At 70.1% G+C, this 16,449-nt stretch carries 17 protein-coding genes; 5 read left to right on the top strand and 12 right to left on the bottom strand.

Annotated elements, in window-relative coordinates; genetic code table 11:
• Nucleotides 1-18: 18 nt before the first annotated feature.
• On the top strand, nucleotides 19-630 hold the full coding sequence (locus AC1ROY_RS23365) for a DUF5675 family protein (RefSeq protein ID WP_493151303.1): 612 nt from the start codon (nucleotides 19-21) through the stop codon (nucleotides 628-630).
• An 18-nt stretch (nucleotides 631-648) separates the two neighbouring features.
• Here AC1ROY_RS23365 and AC1ROY_RS23360 read toward each other — a convergent pair whose 3' ends face one another.
• Complete coding sequence (locus AC1ROY_RS23360; RefSeq protein ID WP_493151302.1) at nucleotides 649-1,344, bottom strand: YopT-type cysteine protease domain-containing protein; 696 nt, start codon at nucleotides 1,342-1,344, stop codon at nucleotides 649-651.
• A 246-nt stretch (nucleotides 1,345-1,590) separates the two neighbouring features.
• Between AC1ROY_RS23360 and AC1ROY_RS23355 the strand changes: the two genes are divergently transcribed.
• Nucleotides 1,591-2,823, top strand: a complete 1,233-nt coding sequence (locus AC1ROY_RS23355) for an MFS transporter (protein WP_493151301.1) — start codon at nucleotides 1,591-1,593, stop codon at nucleotides 2,821-2,823.
• On the opposite strand, the gene AC1ROY_RS23350 is transcribed toward AC1ROY_RS23355, so the two are convergent.
• Entirely contained in the window at nucleotides 2,808-3,677 is an 870-nt protein-coding gene (locus tag AC1ROY_RS23350) for a metal ABC transporter permease (protein ID WP_493151300.1), read from the bottom strand. The genes AC1ROY_RS23355 and AC1ROY_RS23350 overlap by 16 nt on opposite strands.
• 19 nt (nucleotides 3,678-3,696) lie before the next feature.
• The gene (locus AC1ROY_RS23345; protein WP_493151299.1) at nucleotides 3,697-4,437 is read right to left on the bottom strand and encodes a metal ABC transporter ATP-binding protein; all 741 of its coding nucleotides are present in this window, start codon (nucleotides 4,435-4,437) and stop codon (nucleotides 3,697-3,699) included.
• A 181-nt stretch (nucleotides 4,438-4,618) separates the two neighbouring features.
• Between AC1ROY_RS23345 and AC1ROY_RS23340 the strand changes: the two genes are divergently transcribed.
• Together AC1ROY_RS23340 and AC1ROY_RS23335 are read left to right on the top strand one after the other, a co-directional pair.
• Nucleotides 4,619-5,887, top strand: coding sequence for a DUF445 domain-containing protein (locus AC1ROY_RS23340; protein ID WP_493151298.1), 1,269 nt, complete (start codon nucleotides 4,619-4,621; stop codon nucleotides 5,885-5,887).
• A complete protein-coding gene (locus AC1ROY_RS23335; protein ID WP_493151297.1) occupies nucleotides 5,887-6,336 on the top strand; it encodes a MaoC/PaaZ C-terminal domain-containing protein in 450 nt (149 codons plus the stop codon). Before AC1ROY_RS23340 ends, AC1ROY_RS23335 begins: the two co-directional genes overlap by 1 nt.
• A 35-nt stretch (nucleotides 6,337-6,371) precedes the next feature.
• Here AC1ROY_RS23335 and AC1ROY_RS23330 read toward each other — a convergent pair whose 3' ends face one another.
• The 9 genes from AC1ROY_RS23330 to AC1ROY_RS23290 all read right to left on the bottom strand — a co-directional run bounded on the left by AC1ROY_RS23330 (nucleotide 6,372) and on the right by AC1ROY_RS23290 (nucleotide 15,534).
• Nucleotides 6,372-6,614 (bottom strand): hypothetical protein, encoded by a 243-nt coding sequence (locus AC1ROY_RS23330; RefSeq protein ID WP_493151296.1) that lies wholly within the window; start codon nucleotides 6,612-6,614, stop codon nucleotides 6,372-6,374.
• 70 nt (nucleotides 6,615-6,684) lie between these two features.
• On the bottom strand, nucleotides 6,685-7,755 hold the full coding sequence (locus AC1ROY_RS23325) for an FkbM family methyltransferase (RefSeq protein ID WP_493151295.1): 1,071 nt from the start codon (nucleotides 7,753-7,755) through the stop codon (nucleotides 6,685-6,687).
• 163 nt (nucleotides 7,756-7,918) lie between these two features.
• Complete coding sequence (fusA, locus tag AC1ROY_RS23320; protein WP_493151294.1) at nucleotides 7,919-10,000, bottom strand: elongation factor G; 2,082 nt, start codon at nucleotides 9,998-10,000, stop codon at nucleotides 7,919-7,921.
• A gap of 142 nt (nucleotides 10,001-10,142) precedes the next feature.
• Nucleotides 10,143-10,451 carry a GNAT family N-acetyltransferase gene (locus AC1ROY_RS23315; RefSeq protein ID WP_493151293.1) on the bottom strand — a complete coding sequence of 103 codons (309 nt, stop codon included), beginning with the start codon at nucleotides 10,449-10,451 and terminating at the stop codon, nucleotides 10,143-10,145.
• 122 nt (nucleotides 10,452-10,573) lie between these two features.
• Entirely contained in the window at nucleotides 10,574-11,776 is a 1,203-nt protein-coding gene (locus tag AC1ROY_RS23310; protein WP_493151292.1) for a pyridoxal phosphate-dependent aminotransferase, read from the bottom strand.
• A gap of 65 nt (nucleotides 11,777-11,841) precedes the next feature.
• Nucleotides 11,842-12,618 carry an ABC transporter permease gene (locus AC1ROY_RS23305; protein ID WP_493151291.1) on the bottom strand — a complete coding sequence of 259 codons (777 nt, stop codon included), beginning with the start codon at nucleotides 12,616-12,618 and terminating at the stop codon, nucleotides 11,842-11,844.
• Complete coding sequence (locus AC1ROY_RS23300) at nucleotides 12,615-13,451, bottom strand: ABC transporter permease (RefSeq protein ID WP_493151290.1); 837 nt, start codon at nucleotides 13,449-13,451, stop codon at nucleotides 12,615-12,617. The genes AC1ROY_RS23305 and AC1ROY_RS23300 overlap by 4 nt, the downstream gene beginning before the upstream one ends.
• Nucleotides 13,448-14,446, bottom strand: coding sequence for an ABC transporter ATP-binding protein (locus tag AC1ROY_RS23295; protein ID WP_493151289.1), 999 nt, complete (start codon nucleotides 14,444-14,446; stop codon nucleotides 13,448-13,450). Before AC1ROY_RS23295 ends, AC1ROY_RS23300 begins: the two co-directional genes overlap by 4 nt.
• Nucleotides 14,443-15,534: an extracellular solute-binding protein gene (locus AC1ROY_RS23290; protein WP_493151288.1), complete on the bottom strand. Its 1,092-nt coding sequence runs from the start codon at nucleotides 15,532-15,534 to the stop codon at nucleotides 14,443-14,445. The genes AC1ROY_RS23295 and AC1ROY_RS23290 overlap by 4 nt, the downstream gene beginning before the upstream one ends.
• Before the next feature lie 234 nt (nucleotides 15,535-15,768).
• Here AC1ROY_RS23290 and AC1ROY_RS23285 point away from each other — a divergent pair, with 234 nt between their 5' ends.
• On the top strand, nucleotides 15,769-16,425 hold the full coding sequence (locus AC1ROY_RS23285) for a hypothetical protein (protein WP_493151287.1): 657 nt from the start codon (nucleotides 15,769-15,771) through the stop codon (nucleotides 16,423-16,425).
• The last annotated feature ends 24 nt before the right edge of the window (nucleotides 16,426-16,449 follow it).

The following is a 16,449-nucleotide window of genomic DNA, read 5'->3' as shown; positions in this document are numbered from 1 at the left end:
GCCGCGGGACCCTTCCAGATGCTGCTTGACCTGAACCGCTTCACCGAGATCAAGGACGCCACGATCGGCATCCTTACCATCGACGGCCAGTTCGAATGCTTCACGCTCGAGGACGTCGAGCGGAAGAAGAAGGTCGCCAAGGTGACCGCCATCCCCTGCGGCACCTATCCGGTGAAGCTGACCCTCAGCAACAAGTTCTCCGCCAAGTACAAGTCCTACGGGCTGAGCGAGCTGGTTCCCCTGTTGATCGGCGTGCCCAACTACCAGGGCATCCGGATCCACATGGGCCAGAACGCCCGGTGGAGCGAGGGCTGTATCCTCGTTGGCCGGTGGGACACGAAGCATGGGGCTGAGATCTCGGACAGCTACGAGATCTACAAGAAGCTTCACGCGCGCCTCTCGGCCGCGACGGACGAGATCCGCATCACGGTCCGCAGCACCACCGGCAAGTTCGAGAGCAAGGTGGCGCATCCCACCAAGCCGCTCTTCAGGGGGCTGTTCGATGCATGGGGCCTGCACAGCGGCGGCAACATGAGCACCGTGCGGCCCGCGGCGTTCGGGGCAGGGCTGGAGCCCAACATGTCCGTGGCCGGACCGGCTTCGGGCGGCTGGCAGCCCCGCGGCGGGTAAACGCCGCGGGGCCGGGCGTCAGCGCCCGAGGCTGCGTCTCACCTGCGTCATGAGGGACTGGAAGTTGGCTCCGGTGAAGGGCGGCGGGTTGATGTGGACCGTCGCCACGCGCTTCACATAGGTGCGCTTGTAGCCGCTGCGCTGCGCGAACCAGTCGACGAAGCTTTCAAAGGCCGGGGCATCGGCCAGCCTGAAATGCCCGAAATTGGCGTCGAAGAAGCGCCAACCGAGCGGCCCCTCGTTCATCATCGCGACGGCATGGGCGCCGCCCTCCCGAGCGATGTAGATGAAATGGCAGCCCATGGCCGCCTCGCCGGCGCGGCGCAGGATCTTGCCGTCCAGGGCCTGGGGCGCATCGACCACCGCGCCGAGATTCAGCCGAAGGCCGTATTGGGCATAAGCCTCCTGGAACTGCATCGGGAAACGTCGCGCCCTGTCGCGATAGCCATCGCCGATGATGTTCTGGTCGGCGGTCGCCTTCCAGTCCGGGTATTCACAGAGCTTCGTCGCCCGGTCGAAAAGGTAGTCGTAGGCGGCATAGCGCAGGGCGATCCAGCGCGTGGCGAGCCCGGCGCAATAGCCTCCGCTGACCCGTCCCCAGGGCCCGGGCGCCGCCATTCCCGTCGCGTCCTTGGCCAGCGGCGCCGTGTTGCTCTGGCGCAGGGCGTAAACGAGGATACCACGCTTGTCGGCATCCGCTTGCAGTGCGGTCATCGGCATTGCCGGTCTCTCCACCATCCGAGGCTGCCGGCGCCAAGGCGGCGCCCGGCCGCGTCCCCCTTGGGACAGGGGCGGAACGCCGTCTTGAACGACGGCCGTGGTTTGTCCTTTCCGGAGCCGGGCGCTTCGGCCGATGCCGTAACGTTGCACCGCTTCCCCAGGGCAGGTTGCGCCCCTCCATCGGGATGCCGCTTCATGTCCGCCACGCCGACCACCGCCCCCAGGATCCAAAGGGACCACGTGCCCGCCACCCCTCAGACCTTCTTCGGCTGGCGCGTCACCTGGGCGGCCTTCACCGTCGCCGTGTTCGGCTGGGGTGTGGGCTTCTACGGGCCGCCGGTCTTCCTCTTCGCCGTCCACGAGGCGCGCGGCTGGCCCATCTGGATGGTCTCCACCGCCGTCACCTCCCACTTCCTGCTCGGCGCCTTCGCCGTCGCGAACCTGCCAGCGCTGCACCGGCGATTCGGCGTCGTCGCCGTCACGCGGGCAGGCGGGCTGCTGAGCCTCGCCGGCATGCTGGGCTGGGCGCTGGCCGAGGCGCCCTGGCAGCTCTTCCTCGCCACATCAGTCAGCGGCGCGGGATGGGCCGCGACCGGCGCCGCCGCGATCAACGCCATGGTCTCGCCCTGGTTCGTCCGGCGCCGACCGGCCGCACTGAGCACCGCTTATAACGGCGCCTCGGTGGGCGGCATCCTGCTCTCGCCGCTCTGGGTGCTGGCCATCGGCGCGCTGGGCTTTCCGGCGGCGGTCGCGCTGATCGGCGGCGCGATGGCGGTGACCCTCTGGCTCCTGGCCGGCCGCTACTTCCGGCGCTCGCCGGCCGAGCTTGGCCAGGCGCCGGACGGCGACGCGGCGGGGCCGGCGGCGGCCCGCCCCGTCTCGCGCCACACGCCGCTGCCCGGCCGCGCGCTGTGGCGCAACCGGCGATTCGTCACGCTGGTGGCGGCGAGCTCGCTCGGCCTCTTCGCGCAGATCGGGCTGATCGCGCACCTCTTCTCCCTGATGGCCGGTCCGATGGGGCCCCGGCTCGCGGGGCTGGCGGCCGGACTCGCGACCGTCTGCGCGATCGTCGGGCGGACGGCGATGGGCTGGCTGCTCACCCCCACGGCCGATCGGCGGATCGCGGCGGCCGGGAACCACGGCGTGCAGGTGGTGGGCTCGCTGGTCCTGCTGGCCTCGGGCGGAACGGACGTGACGCTGCTGCTGGCAGGCGTGGTGCTGTTCGGGCTGGGGCTGGGGAATGCGACCTCGCTGCCGCCGCTCATCGCCCAGCAGGATTTTTCGGCCGGGGACACGGCACGGGCAGTGGCGCTGGTCACGGCCTGCGGGCAGGCGGCCTATGCCTTCGCGCCGGCCGGCTTCGGGCTGCTGCGCGAGTTTTCCGCCAGCACGGACGCCTTCTTCCTCGCGGCAGGGGCGATCCAGGTGCTGGCGGCGATCGCCATGCTCGCCGGCCGTCAGCCCTCGAGGTGAGGCTGCTTCCGGTAGCGCGCTAGCAGCCCGTCCACCGGGCCGGTGACGAGCGAGATCACCCAGAGCGCAGCCGCGGCCAGCACGATGGACGGGCCGCTCGGCAGGTCGGCGTGGTAGGAGGCGAGCAGGCCGATTAGGGTCGCCGCCAGGGCCAGGCCCACGGCGGCCATGACCAGCCCGCCGACCTCGCGCGCCCAGTGGCGGGCGGCGATGGCGGGCAGCATCATCAGGCCCACGGCCATGAGGCTCCCCACCGCCTGGAAGGCCGCGACGAGGTTGATCACCACCAGCGCCAGCAGCCCCAGGTGCCAGACGCTGCCGCGCACGCCGACGGCCTGGGCGAAGGAAGGGTCGAAGCATTCCAGGATCAGCGGGCGCCAGGCGAAGGCGAGGAAGAGCAGTGTCGCCGTGGCGGCGCCCCCCATCAAGAGCAGCGCCGTGTCGTCCACGCCAAGGACGGAGCCGAAGAGAAGCTGGGTGAGCTCCACGGCTGAGCCACGCCAGGAGATGAGCGTGACGCCGGCCGCCAGGGCGGTCAGGTAGAGGCCGGCCAGCGCAGCGTCCTCACGCCCGCCCGTGGCGCGGGCGATGGCGCCGGAGCCGATCGCCACGATCAGCCCGGCGATCAGGCCGCCGAGGGCGAGCGCCGGCACCCAGAGGCCGGCGAGGACGAAGCCCAGCGCGACGCCAGGGAGGATGCCGTGAGCCAGGACATCGCCGGTCAGGCTCATGCGGCGGAGCATCAGGAAGACACCGAGCGGGGGCGCGGAGAGGCTCAGCGCCAGGCAGCCCACGAGGGCGCGGCGCAGGAAGCCGAACTCGGCGAAGGGCGCGATGAAGATGTCCCAGATCATGTCGTGCGGGCAGCGCGCCTCAGGCTGCGCAGGCCTCGGCGCCTTCCGTCCAGGCTTCCGACATCATCCGCGCCCGCATCCGGTTCTCCGCGGAGAGCGCGGCTTCGGTCGGCCCGCAGGCGATGCCTTCGCGGGCCAGCAGCAGGGTCTCCGGGAACTCGCGGCGCACGAGGTCGAGGTCATGCAGAACGGCGAGGATGCTGCGCCCTTCCCCATGCCAGCGGCGCAGCACCTCCATCAGATCCGTGGCGGTGCGGGCATCCAGCGCATTGAAGGGCTCGTCGAGCAAGATGATGGGCGCGTCCTGCAGCAGCAGTCGCGCGAAGAGCAGCCGCTGGAACTGGCCGGAGGAGAGGCTGCCGACGGGACGCTTCGCGAAGCCGTGCAGGCCGACGGCGTCCAGCGCGGCCTCGACACGCTCGGGGCGGGGCGTCGTGCGGAAGGCGCCGCTCTCGGCCCAGAGGCCGAAGAGCACGGCGTCACGGCAGGTCAGCGGGAAGCTGCGATCCAGCGCGGCCTGCTGCGGCAGGAGGGCGATCTGGCCCGGCTCCACACCCTCGATCCGGCCGGAGGAAGGTGCGTGCAGCCCGGCGATGGCGCGCAGCAGGGTGGACTTGCCGGCGCCGTTGGGCCCGACCACCGCCATCATCGCGCCCGGCTTCAGCGCGAAGGAGAGGTGGTGGACGGCCGGTCGGCGCCCATGTGTGACCGTGAGATCGCGAACGCGCAGCTCAGCAGGTTTCAGATGGGGGGAATTCATGCCGCCAGCGCCCAGCCAATGGCCGCCCACAGCGCCGCGAGCAGCGCGGCGGCCAGAACGACCCGGGCCGAGCTGCCGCTCGCCAGGTCGAGAGGGTGGAGCCATGACAACATGATGTTATCCCATAACATGGGCGTCCCCAGGTCGCCAAGCAAGCGGTGCCGGCGGTAGAATGGCGCCCATGCCCTCTCCCGACGACGCGTTGCGGTTGGCCCTGGCGCGCCACCGCGCCATCGCGACCGCCCTGCTGATCCTCATGGCCGCGCTGATGGTCCTGGCCTATCGCCTGCCGCCGAACATCTGGACCGACCTGCTGGCCGCCTCGGCCAAGGCCGGCGTGGTGGGCGGGCTGGCCGACTGGTTCGCGGTGACGGCGCTGTTCCGCCGGCCGCTGGGGCTGCCCATCCCGCACACGGCCATCATCCCGCGGCAGAAGGAGCGGCTGGGCCAGGGGCTCGGGCGCTTCGTCGCCAATCATGTCTTCACCGAGTCGGAGCTGCGCCGGGTGATCGCGCGGCTCGACGTCGCGGGGATCCTGGCGGGCTTCCTGGTCGATCCGAAGGCCTCGCGGCCCGCCGCCCAGGCGCTGGCGGCCGCCGTGCCCCGGCTGCTGCGGACGCTGGAGGACGGGCGGGCGCTCCGGCTTACCACCCGGCTGCTGCCCCGGATCGCGGGCGGGCCGGGCGCGGCGCAGGTGGTGGCACGGATGCTGCGGGCGCTGATGGCCGGGGGGCAGCACCAAGCGGTCTTCGACCTCGCCCTGGCGCAGCTGAAGATCGTGCTGGCCGCCAAGCAGGCGGAGCTGCGCGAGGCCATCAAGCGCCGCGTGCGCGAGCAGGGCGGCAAGCTCATGGGCTGGGCCGCCGGCGCCTATGTGGCCGACAAGGTGCTGGCCGTGCTGAACGCCGAGCTCGAGAAGGTGGAGCCGGGCGAATCCGACCTCCGTCTCGCCTTCGAGGCCTGGATCGAGACGGAGATTACCCGGCTGGAGAACGAGCCCGAGCGCGCCGCCGCGCTGGGCCGGGCGATCCGCGGGGCGCTGTCGCATCCGGCGGTGGCCGAATGGCTCGGCGACGTCTGGGCGCGGCTGCGCGAAGTGATCGTCGCCGATGCCGCCGATCCCGAGGGCCGCACCATCGCCTTCATCGAGACGGCGCTGGTCAACACGGGCACCTTCCTCGCCGAGGACGAGGTGGCGCATGCCCGGCTCAACGGCGCCGTCGAGGCCGCCTTCGCGACGCTGGTGCCCTCGGCCCAGGCGCGGCTCGCCGATTTCATCGCGGGCGTGGTGAAGGGATGGGATACCGCCGAGGTGACGGAGAAGATCGAGCTCCGCGTCGGCAAGGACCTGCAATATGTGCGGATCAACGGGACCGTGGTGGGCTTCCTTGCCGGCGGCGCGCTCTACCTGCTGATCTCAGTGCTGACCGACGGGAGAGTGATCCATTGATGCTGACGCCGCTGAATTCCTTCGATGAGCTCGCCCTCGGCCAGGGCTTCGAGTTCGGCTCCTTCGCCCTGAGCCAGGACGAGATCATCGCCTATGCCAGCAAGTACGACCCGCAGCCCTTCCACCTGGATCCCGAGGCCGCCAAGGCCGCGCCGCTCTTCGGCGGGCTGGTGGCGAGCGGGCTGCACACCATGGGCGCCTGCTTCGGGCTGATCATGGGCAGCGGGCTGTTCCGTGCGGTCAGCCTGGGCGGCAGCCAGATCGACACCAAATGGCCCGCCCCGCTGCGGCCCGACGAGACGGTTGCCGTCACGGGGCTGGTGGAGACGCTGAAGCCGTCGAAGTCCAAGCCGGAGCTCGGCGTGGTCATCATGCGCTACACGGGGACGCGCGCCGCGGACCAGAAGCCCGTCATCGAGATGGTCGCGACGCACTTCCTGAAGCGATAGCCCGCCTCTCCGACGCGAACCGGCCGCGCAATCCGCTATCGGCAGGAACAACGCGCGCCCACCCCGCCGAAATTGCGCTGCGCAAAGCTTTGGGCATCGGACAGGTAGTTGAAGCTCTGCAGCCGGCAGGTGCCCGAGCCGCGGGCGCTCGCCATCTGCTGCGGCGTCCGGCTGTCCACCTCTATCTTCTCGTTGGCGCAATAGACGCTGTAGCGCGTCTGCTGCGCGGCCGCGGGCCAAGCGACGAGGACGAAGACGACCAGGATCGCGTGACGCATGAAAGCCTCCCCTCTTTTGGCGGGAGGTTGCGCTCAATTCATGCGGACGCCAATGAAATCCGCGGCGCGCTCAGGGTGCCAGCCGCGGATTCCGCCAGAGCTGCATGCCGTCGATGCGGGTCATCGCCTGGATGGTCGGCACTTTGGCGTCGTAGGACACGATGGGCGCGCTGTTCATCACGCACACCCATCCGGCCCGGTGGAAGGCCTCGAAGCAGCCGGCATCCAGCGCCTTGGAATGGGTCGCCACGATGACATGCCGGACCCTTTCCGACAGGACCTCCATCACCGCGCGGCACAGATCCTCCTCGATGCCCTGGAGGTCGATGTGGATCAGGTCCCAAACCGGCTCCTCCCGGAGGAAGTCGTCCAGGGGAAGGCTCGCGACCGCGATCGGATCCTGGATGCGGAGGCCGCGGTAATCGAGAACCTCGCCCTCGGCCGGTGCGCTGGCGCCATAATCGGTGCTGGCCTCTCCGCGCGGCGACCAGAGCCGCTCGCCCCGCCCCATCGATACGACGGCATGGCGGAGGTTCAGGATCTCCGGCGGAACCGCATTGTCGTCCAGATGCTGCCGGAGCCGCGCGAAGAGGTCCGGATCGGCCTCCACCGCATGGAGCTTCACGGGAGAAAGGCCGAGCTTCGCGGCCAGGGCGTGGGCCGCCGCCGTCCAGGGGCCCCAGCCCGCGCCGAGCTCCGCCGCGACGAATCCCCCCTGCGCAGCCTTCAGGACCTTGACGAAGGCCACCCATTCGGCCGCCCCTGCGTGGAAGTCGGCGGGAAACGGTGGCCCGCCCACGGAGCCGTCCAGGAGGGGTCCGTCGTCCATGACGGAGGTCCTGGTCCGCTGACCGAGGAAGTCCACGAAGTAGCCGGGCATCCCGGTCCGCTCCGGGGCGGTGACCCCGGCCAGCAGGCCCAGGTCCTCGCGATCGAGGCCCATGTGCATGAGCAGGAGCCAGTCGCCGTTCCTGGCGATCGTCGAGCGCTGCTTGGCTTCCTCGGAGGCGAGGAAGCTGAGACCCAGTGCCTTGCGGTCGGCGTGAACGCGGGCGTGGAGGGCGACGACCTCCTCGCTCTCCGGAGACCGCCCCAGGATCATCTCATAGGCGGCGATCACGTCCTCGCGCGAGACGGGCATCGGTCCCCCAGGGATGGGTCCGCGCCCGGTCGCCCAGGCGCGGCAGCTTCGTGTTGTCGCGGATCAGACCCCCGGCGCCTTCGCGCCTTCGGTCATCCCGCTTTCGTGTTACCGCGGGATTCAGACCTCCGGCGCCTTCGCGCCTTCGGTCATCCCGCTTGGATCAGCCCGCGGCCTTCATGATCTCGTCGGCCACGTTGCGCGGCACCGGATCGTAGTGGCGGAACTGCATGGAGAAGGAGGCGCGCCCCTTCGTCATGCCGCGCAGGTTGGAGATGTAGCCGAACATCTCCTTCAGCGGCACATGCGCCCGGACGATGACCGAGGTGCCGGCCATGTCCTGGTTCTGGATCACGCCGCGGCGGCGGTTGAGGTCGCCCACGACGTCGCCGACATGGTCCTGCGGGGTCGTGACCTCGACGTCCATGATCGGCTCCAGGATCACCGGGCCGGCCTTCTTCATGCCTTCGCGGAAGCAGGCCTTGCCGGCGATCTCGAAGGCCAGGGCCGACGAGTCGACGTCGTGGTACTTGCCGTCGATGAGGCTGAACTTGAAGTCCACCGTCGGGAAGCCGGCGAGCACGCCCGTATCGGCCTGGACCTTGATGCCCTTGTCGACCGCCGGGATGTACTCCTTCGGGACCGAACCGCCGACGATCGCGTTCACGAACTCGATGCCCGAGTTCCGCTCGCGCGGCTCGAAGGTGATCTTGACCTCGGCGTACTGGCCCGAGCCGCCCGACTGCTTCTTGTGGGTGTAGGTCTCGGTGTGGCTCTTGGTGATCGTCTCGCGATAGGCCACCTGCGGCGCGCCGATGTTGCAGTCCACGCCGTACTCGCGGCGCAGGCGGTCGACGATGATCTCGAGGTGCAGCTCGCCCATGCCGGAGAGGATGGTCTGGCCGGTCTCCTGGTCGGTCTTCACGCGCAGCGAGGGGTCCTCGCCGGCCAGCTTCTGCAGGCCGAGCGTCATCTTCTCGACGGCTTCCTTGGTCTTCGGCTCGACCGAGATGTCGATGACCGGGACCGGGAAGGCCATGCGCTCGAGCACCACCGGATCCTCGGCGGAGGCCAGCGTGTCGCCCGTGCCGGTGTCCTTCAGGCCCACGAAGGCCGCGATGTCGCCGGCGATGACCTCCTTGATCTCTTCGCGCTTGTCGGCGTGCATCTGGAACATGCGGCCGATGCGCTCGCGATGGCCCTTGGTCGTGTTCATGACCATGTCGCCCTGGCGCAGCACGCCCGAGTAGACGCGCACGAAGGTCAGGTTGCCATACTTGTCGTTGATGATCTTGAAGGCGAGGCCGGCAAAGGGGCCGTCCGTCTTCACCGGGATGATGCGGCGGTCGGCCGTCTCGTCCTGGCCCTCTTCCGGGGCGACCTTGATGCCCTCGACGTCCACCGGGCTCGGCAGGTAGTCGATGACGGCGTCGAGCAGGGGCTGCACGCCCTTGTTCTTGAAGGCCGAGCCGCAGAGCACCGGGCGGAACTCGCCCGAGATCGTGCCCTTCTTGATGCAGCGCTTCAGCGTCTCGACGGACACGTCGCCCTTGTCGAAATATTCCTCCATCGCCGTCTCGTCGATGCCGACGGCAGTGTCGAGCAGGATCTGGCGGTACTCGGCGACCTTGTCGGCCAGGTCGGCCGGGATCGGAACCTCATGGTACTTGGCGCCGAGCTCGTCGCCCTCCCAGATCAGCGCCTTCATCTCGACGAGGTCGACCACGCCCTTGAGGCTGTCCTCGATGCCGATCGGCAGCTGCAGCGCGACCCAGTTGATGCCGAGCTTCTCGGTCAGGGTCGCGGCGGCCTTGTAGAAATCGGCGCCGGTGCGGTCGAGCTTGTTGATGAAGATGATGCGCGGCACGCGGTAGCGGTCGGCCAGGCGCCAGTTGGTCTCGGACTGCGGCTGCACGCCGGCCACGCCCTCGATGATGAAGATGGCGCCGTCGAGCACGCGCAGCGACCGGTTGACCTCGATGTTGAAGTCGATGTGGCCGGGCGTGTCGATGATGTTGATGCGGTTGTCGTTCCACATCGCCGTCACCGCCGCTGAGGTGATGGTGATGCCGCGCTCGCGCTCCTGCTCCATGTAGTCGGTCGTGGTGTTGCCGTCATGCACCTCGCCGATCCGGTGGCTCTTGCCGGTGTAGTAGAGGATGCGCTCGGTCGTCGTCGTCTTCCCCGCGTCGATATGCGCGGTGATGCCGATATTGCGAATCTTCTCGAGCGGTGAATGAGCCACGGTAGGCCTCCATGCGGCAAGGCAGGACAGCGCCTCTCGGCGCCGCCTGCCCAATCTCTTACGGTCAGGATATATACAGTGGGCCGGGAGATGCCCTCTCCCGCCGGAATTTGCAAGTCGTGAGGCGGGGGATGGCCCTGCGTCAGGCGCGGGGCGGGTGCTCCATGTGCCAGTCGACCCCGGCTTCGCCCGTCACGACGAAGCCCACGCGCTCCCAGAAGATCCGGGCAGGGCTGCCCTTCATGACCTCGATCCGCACGGGCAGGGCCGGCGAATCCGCCAGGAGCGCGGCCAGGACAGCGCGGCCGAGGCCCTGCCCTTGGGCCGAGGGCTCCAGGTAGAAGCTCGCGACCTCGACATGGCTGGCATGGGGGACGGCCTGGCAGCAGCCGAGGATGGCGCCGTCCCGCCGGATCATGCGCAGCCCGCCCTTGTCGAGGCTGGCGCGCATCCGGGCGGCACGGCGGGCCGGGTCCCAGCGGCCGATCCGTTCCAGGTCCTGGCGCAGGACCCGGATGGAGAGGTCGAGGAGGGCCGGAAGGTCCTCCTCGGTGGCGGGTACGAGCTGGAAGCTCAGTGCAGCCCGGCGCAGAACTTCTGGATGCGGGTGCAGGCGTCGGCCAGGGTCTCGTCGCTCAGCGCGTAGCTGATGCGGAAGTGGCCCGGGAACATGAAGGCCGAACCGTGCACCGCCGCCACGCCCTGCTCGTCCAGCAGGGCCAACACGAAGTCCTCGTCCGTCTCGATCTTCTTGCCACCGGCGCTGGTCTTGCCGAGGCAGGCGTTCAGCGAGGGGAAGACGTAGAAAGCGCCCTCGGGCGTGATGCAGTGCAGGCCGGGGGCCTCGTTCAGCATCTTCACCACCATGTCGCGGCGACGCTCGTAGACCACCCGCATCGCCTCGATGCTCTCCTGCGGGCCGTTCAACGCGGCGACGGCCGCGGCCTGGCTGATCGAGCTCGTGCTGCTGGTGGACTGGCTCTGCAGCTTGTCCATCGCCTTGGTCAGCGCCACGGGGGCGCCGGCGAAGCCGATGCGCCAGCCGGTCATCGCGAAGGCCTTGGAGCAGCCGTTCATGGTCAGCGTGCGGTCGTAGAGCTTCGGCTCCACCTCGGCGATGGTCGAGGCCTGGAAGCCGCCATAGACCAGCTTCTCGTAGATGTCGTCGGTGAAGACCCAGACGTTGGGGTGGCGCAGCAGCACCTCGGCCAGGCCCTTCAGCTCCTCCTTGGAGTAGGCGGCGCCCGTCGGGTTCGAGGGGTTGTTGAGGATCAGCCACTTGGTCTTCGGCGTGATCGCGGCCTCGAGCTGCTCGGGCGTCATCTTGAAGCCCTGGTTCTGGCCCGCGGCGACGATGACCGGCTTGCCGCCCGCCAGCGCCACGATGTCCGGGTAGGAGACCCAGCAGGGGGCGGGGATGATCGCCTCGTCGCCATCGTCGATCGTGGCGAGCATGGCGTTGAAGATCACCTGCTTGCCGCCGGTGGAGACGATGATCTGCTCCGGCTTGTAGTCCAGCCCGTGCTCGCGCTTGAAGTAGGCGGCGGCGGCCTTGCGGAGCGCAGGCGTGCCGGACACGTCGGTGTAGCGCGTCTCGCCGGCCTGGATGGCAGCGATGGCGGCGTCCTTGATGTGCTGCGGCGTCTCGAAATCCGGCTCGCCCTGGGACAGGCTGATGACGTCTTTCCCGGCCGCCTGCAGGGCCCGCGCCTTCGAGGAGATGGCGATGGTCTGGGAGGCGGAGATGCGGTTCAGACGTTCGGCGATCAGGGTCATGACGGTTCCTAGGGGAGTCGCGGGAATTTCGCGGCGGCGGACCCTAAGCTCCCCGGCCCGGCCGTTCAACCCGCGCGGCGGCGGAGCACCCATGCAAACCCGCTCAGCAGGCCGGCGACGGCGAGGAAGACCACGGCCAGGGCATTGGCCTCGGGCGTCATGCCCAGCCGCAGCTGGGAGAAGAGGTAGACCGGAAGCGTGGTGGCGCCGGGGCCGGAGACGAAGCTCGCCAGCACCACGTCGTCCAGCGAGAGGGTGAAGGCCAGCAGCCAGCCGGCGGCGAGGCTGGGCAGGATCAGCGGCAGGGTCACGGTGCGGAAGACGGCGAAGTGAGAGGCGCCGAGATCCGAGGCCGCCTCCTCCAGCGTGGGGTCGAGCGCCGCCAGCCGCGCCTGCACCAGCACGGCCACATAGGCCATGCCCAGCGAGGAATGGGCCAGCCAGACCGTCGTCGCGCCGCGCTGGACCGGCCAGCCGGTCAGGGCCTGGAGGCCGACGAAGAGCAGCAGCAGGGACAGGCCCGTCACCACCTCGGGCAGGACCAGGGGAGCGCCGGCCAGGGCGCCGAAGACAGGCCGCCCCGCGAAGGGACCGTGCCGCGCCAGCACCCAGCCCAGCGCCAGGCCCAGCAAGGTCGCGAGGCTCGCCGCGGCGGCGCCGATGCGCAGCGAGAGCCAGGCCGCCTCGACGATCCGCTGGTTTCGCGCCAACGCGCCGAACCAGCGGAGGGAGAAGCCGCCCCATTCGAAGGGGACCCGGCTGTCGGAGAAGGCATAGCCGGCCAGGAGCAGGATCGGCGCCCAGAGGAAGACCAGGCCGAGGACGAGGAGGAGCCGCCTCATTTCACCACCGAGAGCCGCTGGTAGAGCGCGATCGGGACCAGCAGCAGCGCGAGCAGGGCTGTCGAGAGCGCCGCGGCCGTCGGCCAGTCGCGCGTCTGAAAAAACTCGCCCCAGATGGAACGGCCGATGAGCATGGAATCCGGCGCGCCCAGCATCTCCGGGATCACCACCTCGCCGGCCGCCGGGATGAAAACGAGAAGAAAAGCCGCCGCGGCCGCCGGTGCCGCCAGGGGCAGGGTGACGGTGAGAAAGACCATCATCGGCCGGGCGCCCAGATCGGCGGCCGCTTCCTCCACGGCGAGGTCGCGCTTCGCCAGCGCGGCCGTCAGCGGCAGCACGGCGAAAGGCAGATAGGAATGCACCATACCGAGCAGCAGCGCGCCGTCGCTGTAGAGCAGTGGCAGGGGCTCGGCGATCACGCCCAGCCGCAGCAGCACGGCGTTGATCCAGCCGGTGTCGCGCAGCAGCCCGACCCAGGCGGTGAGGCGCAGCACGAAGCCGGTCCAGAAGGGCAGCAGCACCAGGGCCAGCAGCAGCGGCTGCCGGTCGAGCCGGGCGCTGGCGATTCCCAGCGCCATGGCGAAGCCCAGCACGAGGCAGAGCCCGGCCGTGACGGCGGCGAGCCGCAGGGAGCGCAGTAAGGTGTCGAGGTAGAAGCTGTCGGCGAGGATCAGGCCCCAGGCTTCCAGGCTGCCCTGCCAGCCGCCGCGGCCGATCGGCGGGATGACGGGCGGGACGCCCACATCCGGCGTGCCGAAGCCCATGCCGATCACGATGGCGAGCGGCGCTGCGACCAGCGCCAGCAGCGCCAGCCAGGCGATCCCGCGCGTCACGCGGCGAGCGGCGCCAGGGCGGCGGCGTCCCAGGCGAGGAGGATGCGGGCGCCGGCCGCCGGCAGGGGCGCACCGGCCGGCAGCACGACGCGCAGCAGCGGGCCGTCGGCGACCTGAGCCAGCAGCAGCGCGTCGCCGCCGCGGAAGGCGAGGTCGGTTACTGTCGCCGGCGTGCCGTTGGCCGCCGGGAGCGTGTCCACGAGGCGGATGCGCTCCGGCCGCAGCGCATAGGCCGGCGCCGGAACCTCGGCGCGCAGCGATAACGTGCCCGTCTCCAGCACATTCGCGGCGCCGAGAAATCGCGCGACCGAACGCGTCGCCGGCCGCTCGTAGAGCTCGCGCGGCGGCGCCACCTGGGCGATGCGGCCCTGCTCCAGCACCGCCACGCGGTCGGCCAGCGCCAGCGCTTCGGCCTGATCGTGCGTCACCATCACGAAGCTGGCGCCGAGCCGCCGCTGCAGGGCGCGCAGCTCCAGCCCGGTGCGCTCGCGCAGCCCGGAATCCAGCGCGGCGAGCGGCTCGTCCAGCAGGATCAGCGAGGGGCGCCGCGCCAGGGCGCGCGCCAGCGCCACGCGCTGCTGCTGCCCGCCGGAGAGCTGCCGCGGCCGGCGCGCCTCCATCCCACCGAGGCCGAGCAGCGCCACCAGCTCCGCCACCCGCGCGGCGATGGCCGCCCTCCCTTCGCCGGCCCGGCGCAGCCCGTAGGCGATGTTGTCGGCGACGCTGAGATGCGGGAACAGCGCATAGGACTGAAACATCATCGCGACGTCGCGGGCCGGCGGCGGCTGGAGCGTGATGTCGGCGCCATCAAGCAGCACGCGCCCCGCATCCGGGACCTCGAATCCCGCGACGACGCGCAGCAGCGTGGATTTTCCGGAGCCCGATCCGCCCAGCAGCGCGAAGAACTCACCCGCGCCGATCTCCAGGGAAAGATCATCCAGTGCCGTCACCGCGCCGAAGCGCCTGGTCACGCCCTCCAGCGAAAGCAGCGTCACCGGCCCGCCTTGAACCGCGCCCAGAGCCGCGCCCGCGCCCGCTCCCCCGCCTGCGCCGGCGTGCCCGCCACGAAGCTCCGCGCCAGCGCGGCCGCATCAGGGAAGATGCTGGGATCGTTCTGGATCTCCGGCGGCAGCAGCGCGCGCGAGGCCGGAACGGCATTCGGATAGCGCACCTGCCGCGTGATGCCCGCCATCACGTCGGGCTGCAGCAGGAAATTGATGAAGGCGTGCGCCGCGTCAGGATTGGGCGCGTCGGCCGGGATCGCCACCATGTCGAACCAGAGCTGCGCGCCCTCGCGCGGCATGACGTAGGTGACCTCATGCGTCCGCCGCGCCTCGCGCGCCCGGGCGCCTGCCTGGATCACGTCGCCTGAATAGGAGAAGGCGAGGCAGATCTCGCCCGCGGCCAGCGCGTCGATGATCGCCGGCGGCGAAGGGATGGAGCGGAGATAGGGTCGGATCGCCAGCAGCGCCCGCTGGGCCTGGTCCAGGTCGGCCTGGGCGGTGCTGTTCGGATCGGCGCCGACATGGCGCAGCACGGTGGGCAGCACGTCGATCGCGCTATCCATCACCGCGATGCCGCAGCGCGCGATCCGCCGCGCGTATTCGGGATTCAGCAGCAGCTGCAGGCTGTCCATCGGCGCGTCCGGCGCGACCTCGCGGATGCGCGCGGCGTTCATGCCGAGCCCGACCGTGCCCCAGAGGTAGATCACCCCGTGCCGGTTCCCCGGGTCCACGCCCGCGATGCGCGCCATCAGCGCCGGATCGAGATTGACCGCGTTGGGGATGCGCGCGATGTCGAGCGGCCGCAGCGCCCCCGCGCGCACCAGCCGGTTGAAGGCGGGCTCGCTGGTCGGCACCACGATGTCGTAGCCCGAGCGTCCGGCGGAGAGCTTGCCCTCCAGCGTCTCCAGCGTGTCGTAGACGTCGTAGCGGATGCGGATCCCCGTCTCGCGCTGGAAGCGCTCGATCGCATAGGGATCGATGTAGTCCGCCCAGTTGTAGATGTTCAGCACCGGCTGCTGCGCCCTCACGAGGAGAGGCGTGGCGAGCAGCAGCGCGAGGCTCAGCAGCAGGCGGCGCATGGGCGGTCTCCGGAGGCGCGTCCCTCCGGCTATGCGGCAGGACGGGCCGTTTCACAATATCGCTTTTGCGACATGCTTTTTTCTTGATGTTCCCATTTTGTTCTAATAGAACGGCGAGGCCAAGGGGCGAATTGCGCCCAGTGCTTTCCTGAGCGCTCCCCCTCCGGCCCCCCATCCCAGAACCTCCCTTCCCCGCTCTGCCCGCATCCCGCGCGGCCCAGGAGACGCACGCCCATGTCCTTCATCGCGACGGATCTCATGCCGCTGATCCAGACCGCCCGCTTCAACCTCTGGCACTACCGCAGCGCGGACCTCAAGGCGACGATCGTGACGCCCGGCTACTTCGCCGCCGCCGCCGCCCGCCTGCAGGCCGGCGATGTGATGATCGTGCAATCCTCCGATTCCATGGCGATCCTGCCGGTGCGCAGCAATGTCGGCATCGGCCCCGGCGTCACGCTCGACGGCGCGGTGACGCCCATCGCGCTGACCCGCACCGTCGCCCAGACGCTGCGCATGATCCAGGCGGCGAGCGCCGTGGTCGCCACCATCATCCTGGCGCCGCTCATGGCCGGCGTGATCATGGGCTCCGCCATCCCCGTCCAGGCGCAGGTGATCGGCCCCATCTCCGAGGTCGTGGTCACGCTGCGCAACGCGCAGAACCAGGTGATGCCGCCGGCGAAGACGGTGCTGGTCGACCAGGGCTACGTGACCACGACCCTGCCCACCCCCGCCGTCGGTAACGGCTACCGCATCCAGATCGAGGACAACGAGGACCGCGGCATCCTCGTTACCTCGCGCAGCTTCAACATCCTGCCGGACCTGCACCTGGTGCTGGTCGAGGGCGGGCCGAAGCTGCTGCAGGAGGACGGCGCCGCCCTCGCGCAGAACTGACCGCTCCGCCCCGACGCCCCAGCC

The organism is Roseococcus sp. GW821-FHT12F05, from assembly GCF_058806835.1.
The sequence above is the reverse complement of the archived record's forward strand: the minus strand, read 5'-3'. Positions and strand labels throughout refer to the sequence as shown.

Coding starts and splice junctions, on each gene's coding strand:
- AC1ROY_RS23325 (WP_493151295.1), bottom strand. CDS start 7,755: ATGCCCGTCTCGCGCGAGGACGTGATCGCCGCCTATGAGATGATCCTG.
- AC1ROY_RS23365 (WP_493151303.1), top strand. CDS start 19: ATGCTGCTTGACCTGAACCGCTTCACCGAGATCAAGGACGCCACGATC.
- AC1ROY_RS23285 (WP_493151287.1), top strand. CDS start 15,769: ATGTCCTTCATCGCGACGGATCTCATGCCGCTGATCCAGACCGCCCGC.
- AC1ROY_RS23305 (WP_493151291.1), bottom strand. CDS start 12,618: ATGAGGCGGCTCCTCCTCGTCCTCGGCCTGGTCTTCCTCTGGGCGCCG.
- AC1ROY_RS23345 (WP_493151299.1), bottom strand. CDS start 4,437: ATGAATTCCCCCCATCTGAAACCTGCTGAGCTGCGCGTTCGCGATCTC.
- AC1ROY_RS23315 (WP_493151293.1), bottom strand. CDS start 10,451: ATGCGCGCCAGCCTCGACAAGGGCGGGCTGCGCATGATCCGGCGGGAC.
- AC1ROY_RS23335 (WP_493151297.1), top strand. CDS start 5,887: ATGCTGACGCCGCTGAATTCCTTCGATGAGCTCGCCCTCGGCCAGGGC.
- AC1ROY_RS23330 (WP_493151296.1), bottom strand. CDS start 6,614: ATGCGTCACGCGATCCTGGTCGTCTTCGTCCTCGTCGCTTGGCCCGCG.
- AC1ROY_RS23360 (WP_493151302.1), bottom strand. CDS start 1,344: ATGACCGCACTGCAAGCGGATGCCGACAAGCGTGGTATCCTCGTTTAC.
- AC1ROY_RS23350 (WP_493151300.1), bottom strand. CDS start 3,677: ATGATCTGGGACATCTTCATCGCGCCCTTCGCCGAGTTCGGCTTCCTG.
- AC1ROY_RS23290 (WP_493151288.1), bottom strand. CDS start 15,534: ATGCGCCGCCTGCTGCTGAGCCTCGCGCTGCTGCTCGCCACGCCTCTC.
- AC1ROY_RS23310 (WP_493151292.1), bottom strand. CDS start 11,776: ATGACCCTGATCGCCGAACGTCTGAACCGCATCTCCGCCTCCCAGACC.
- AC1ROY_RS23340 (WP_493151298.1), top strand. CDS start 4,619: ATGCCCTCTCCCGACGACGCGTTGCGGTTGGCCCTGGCGCGCCACCGC.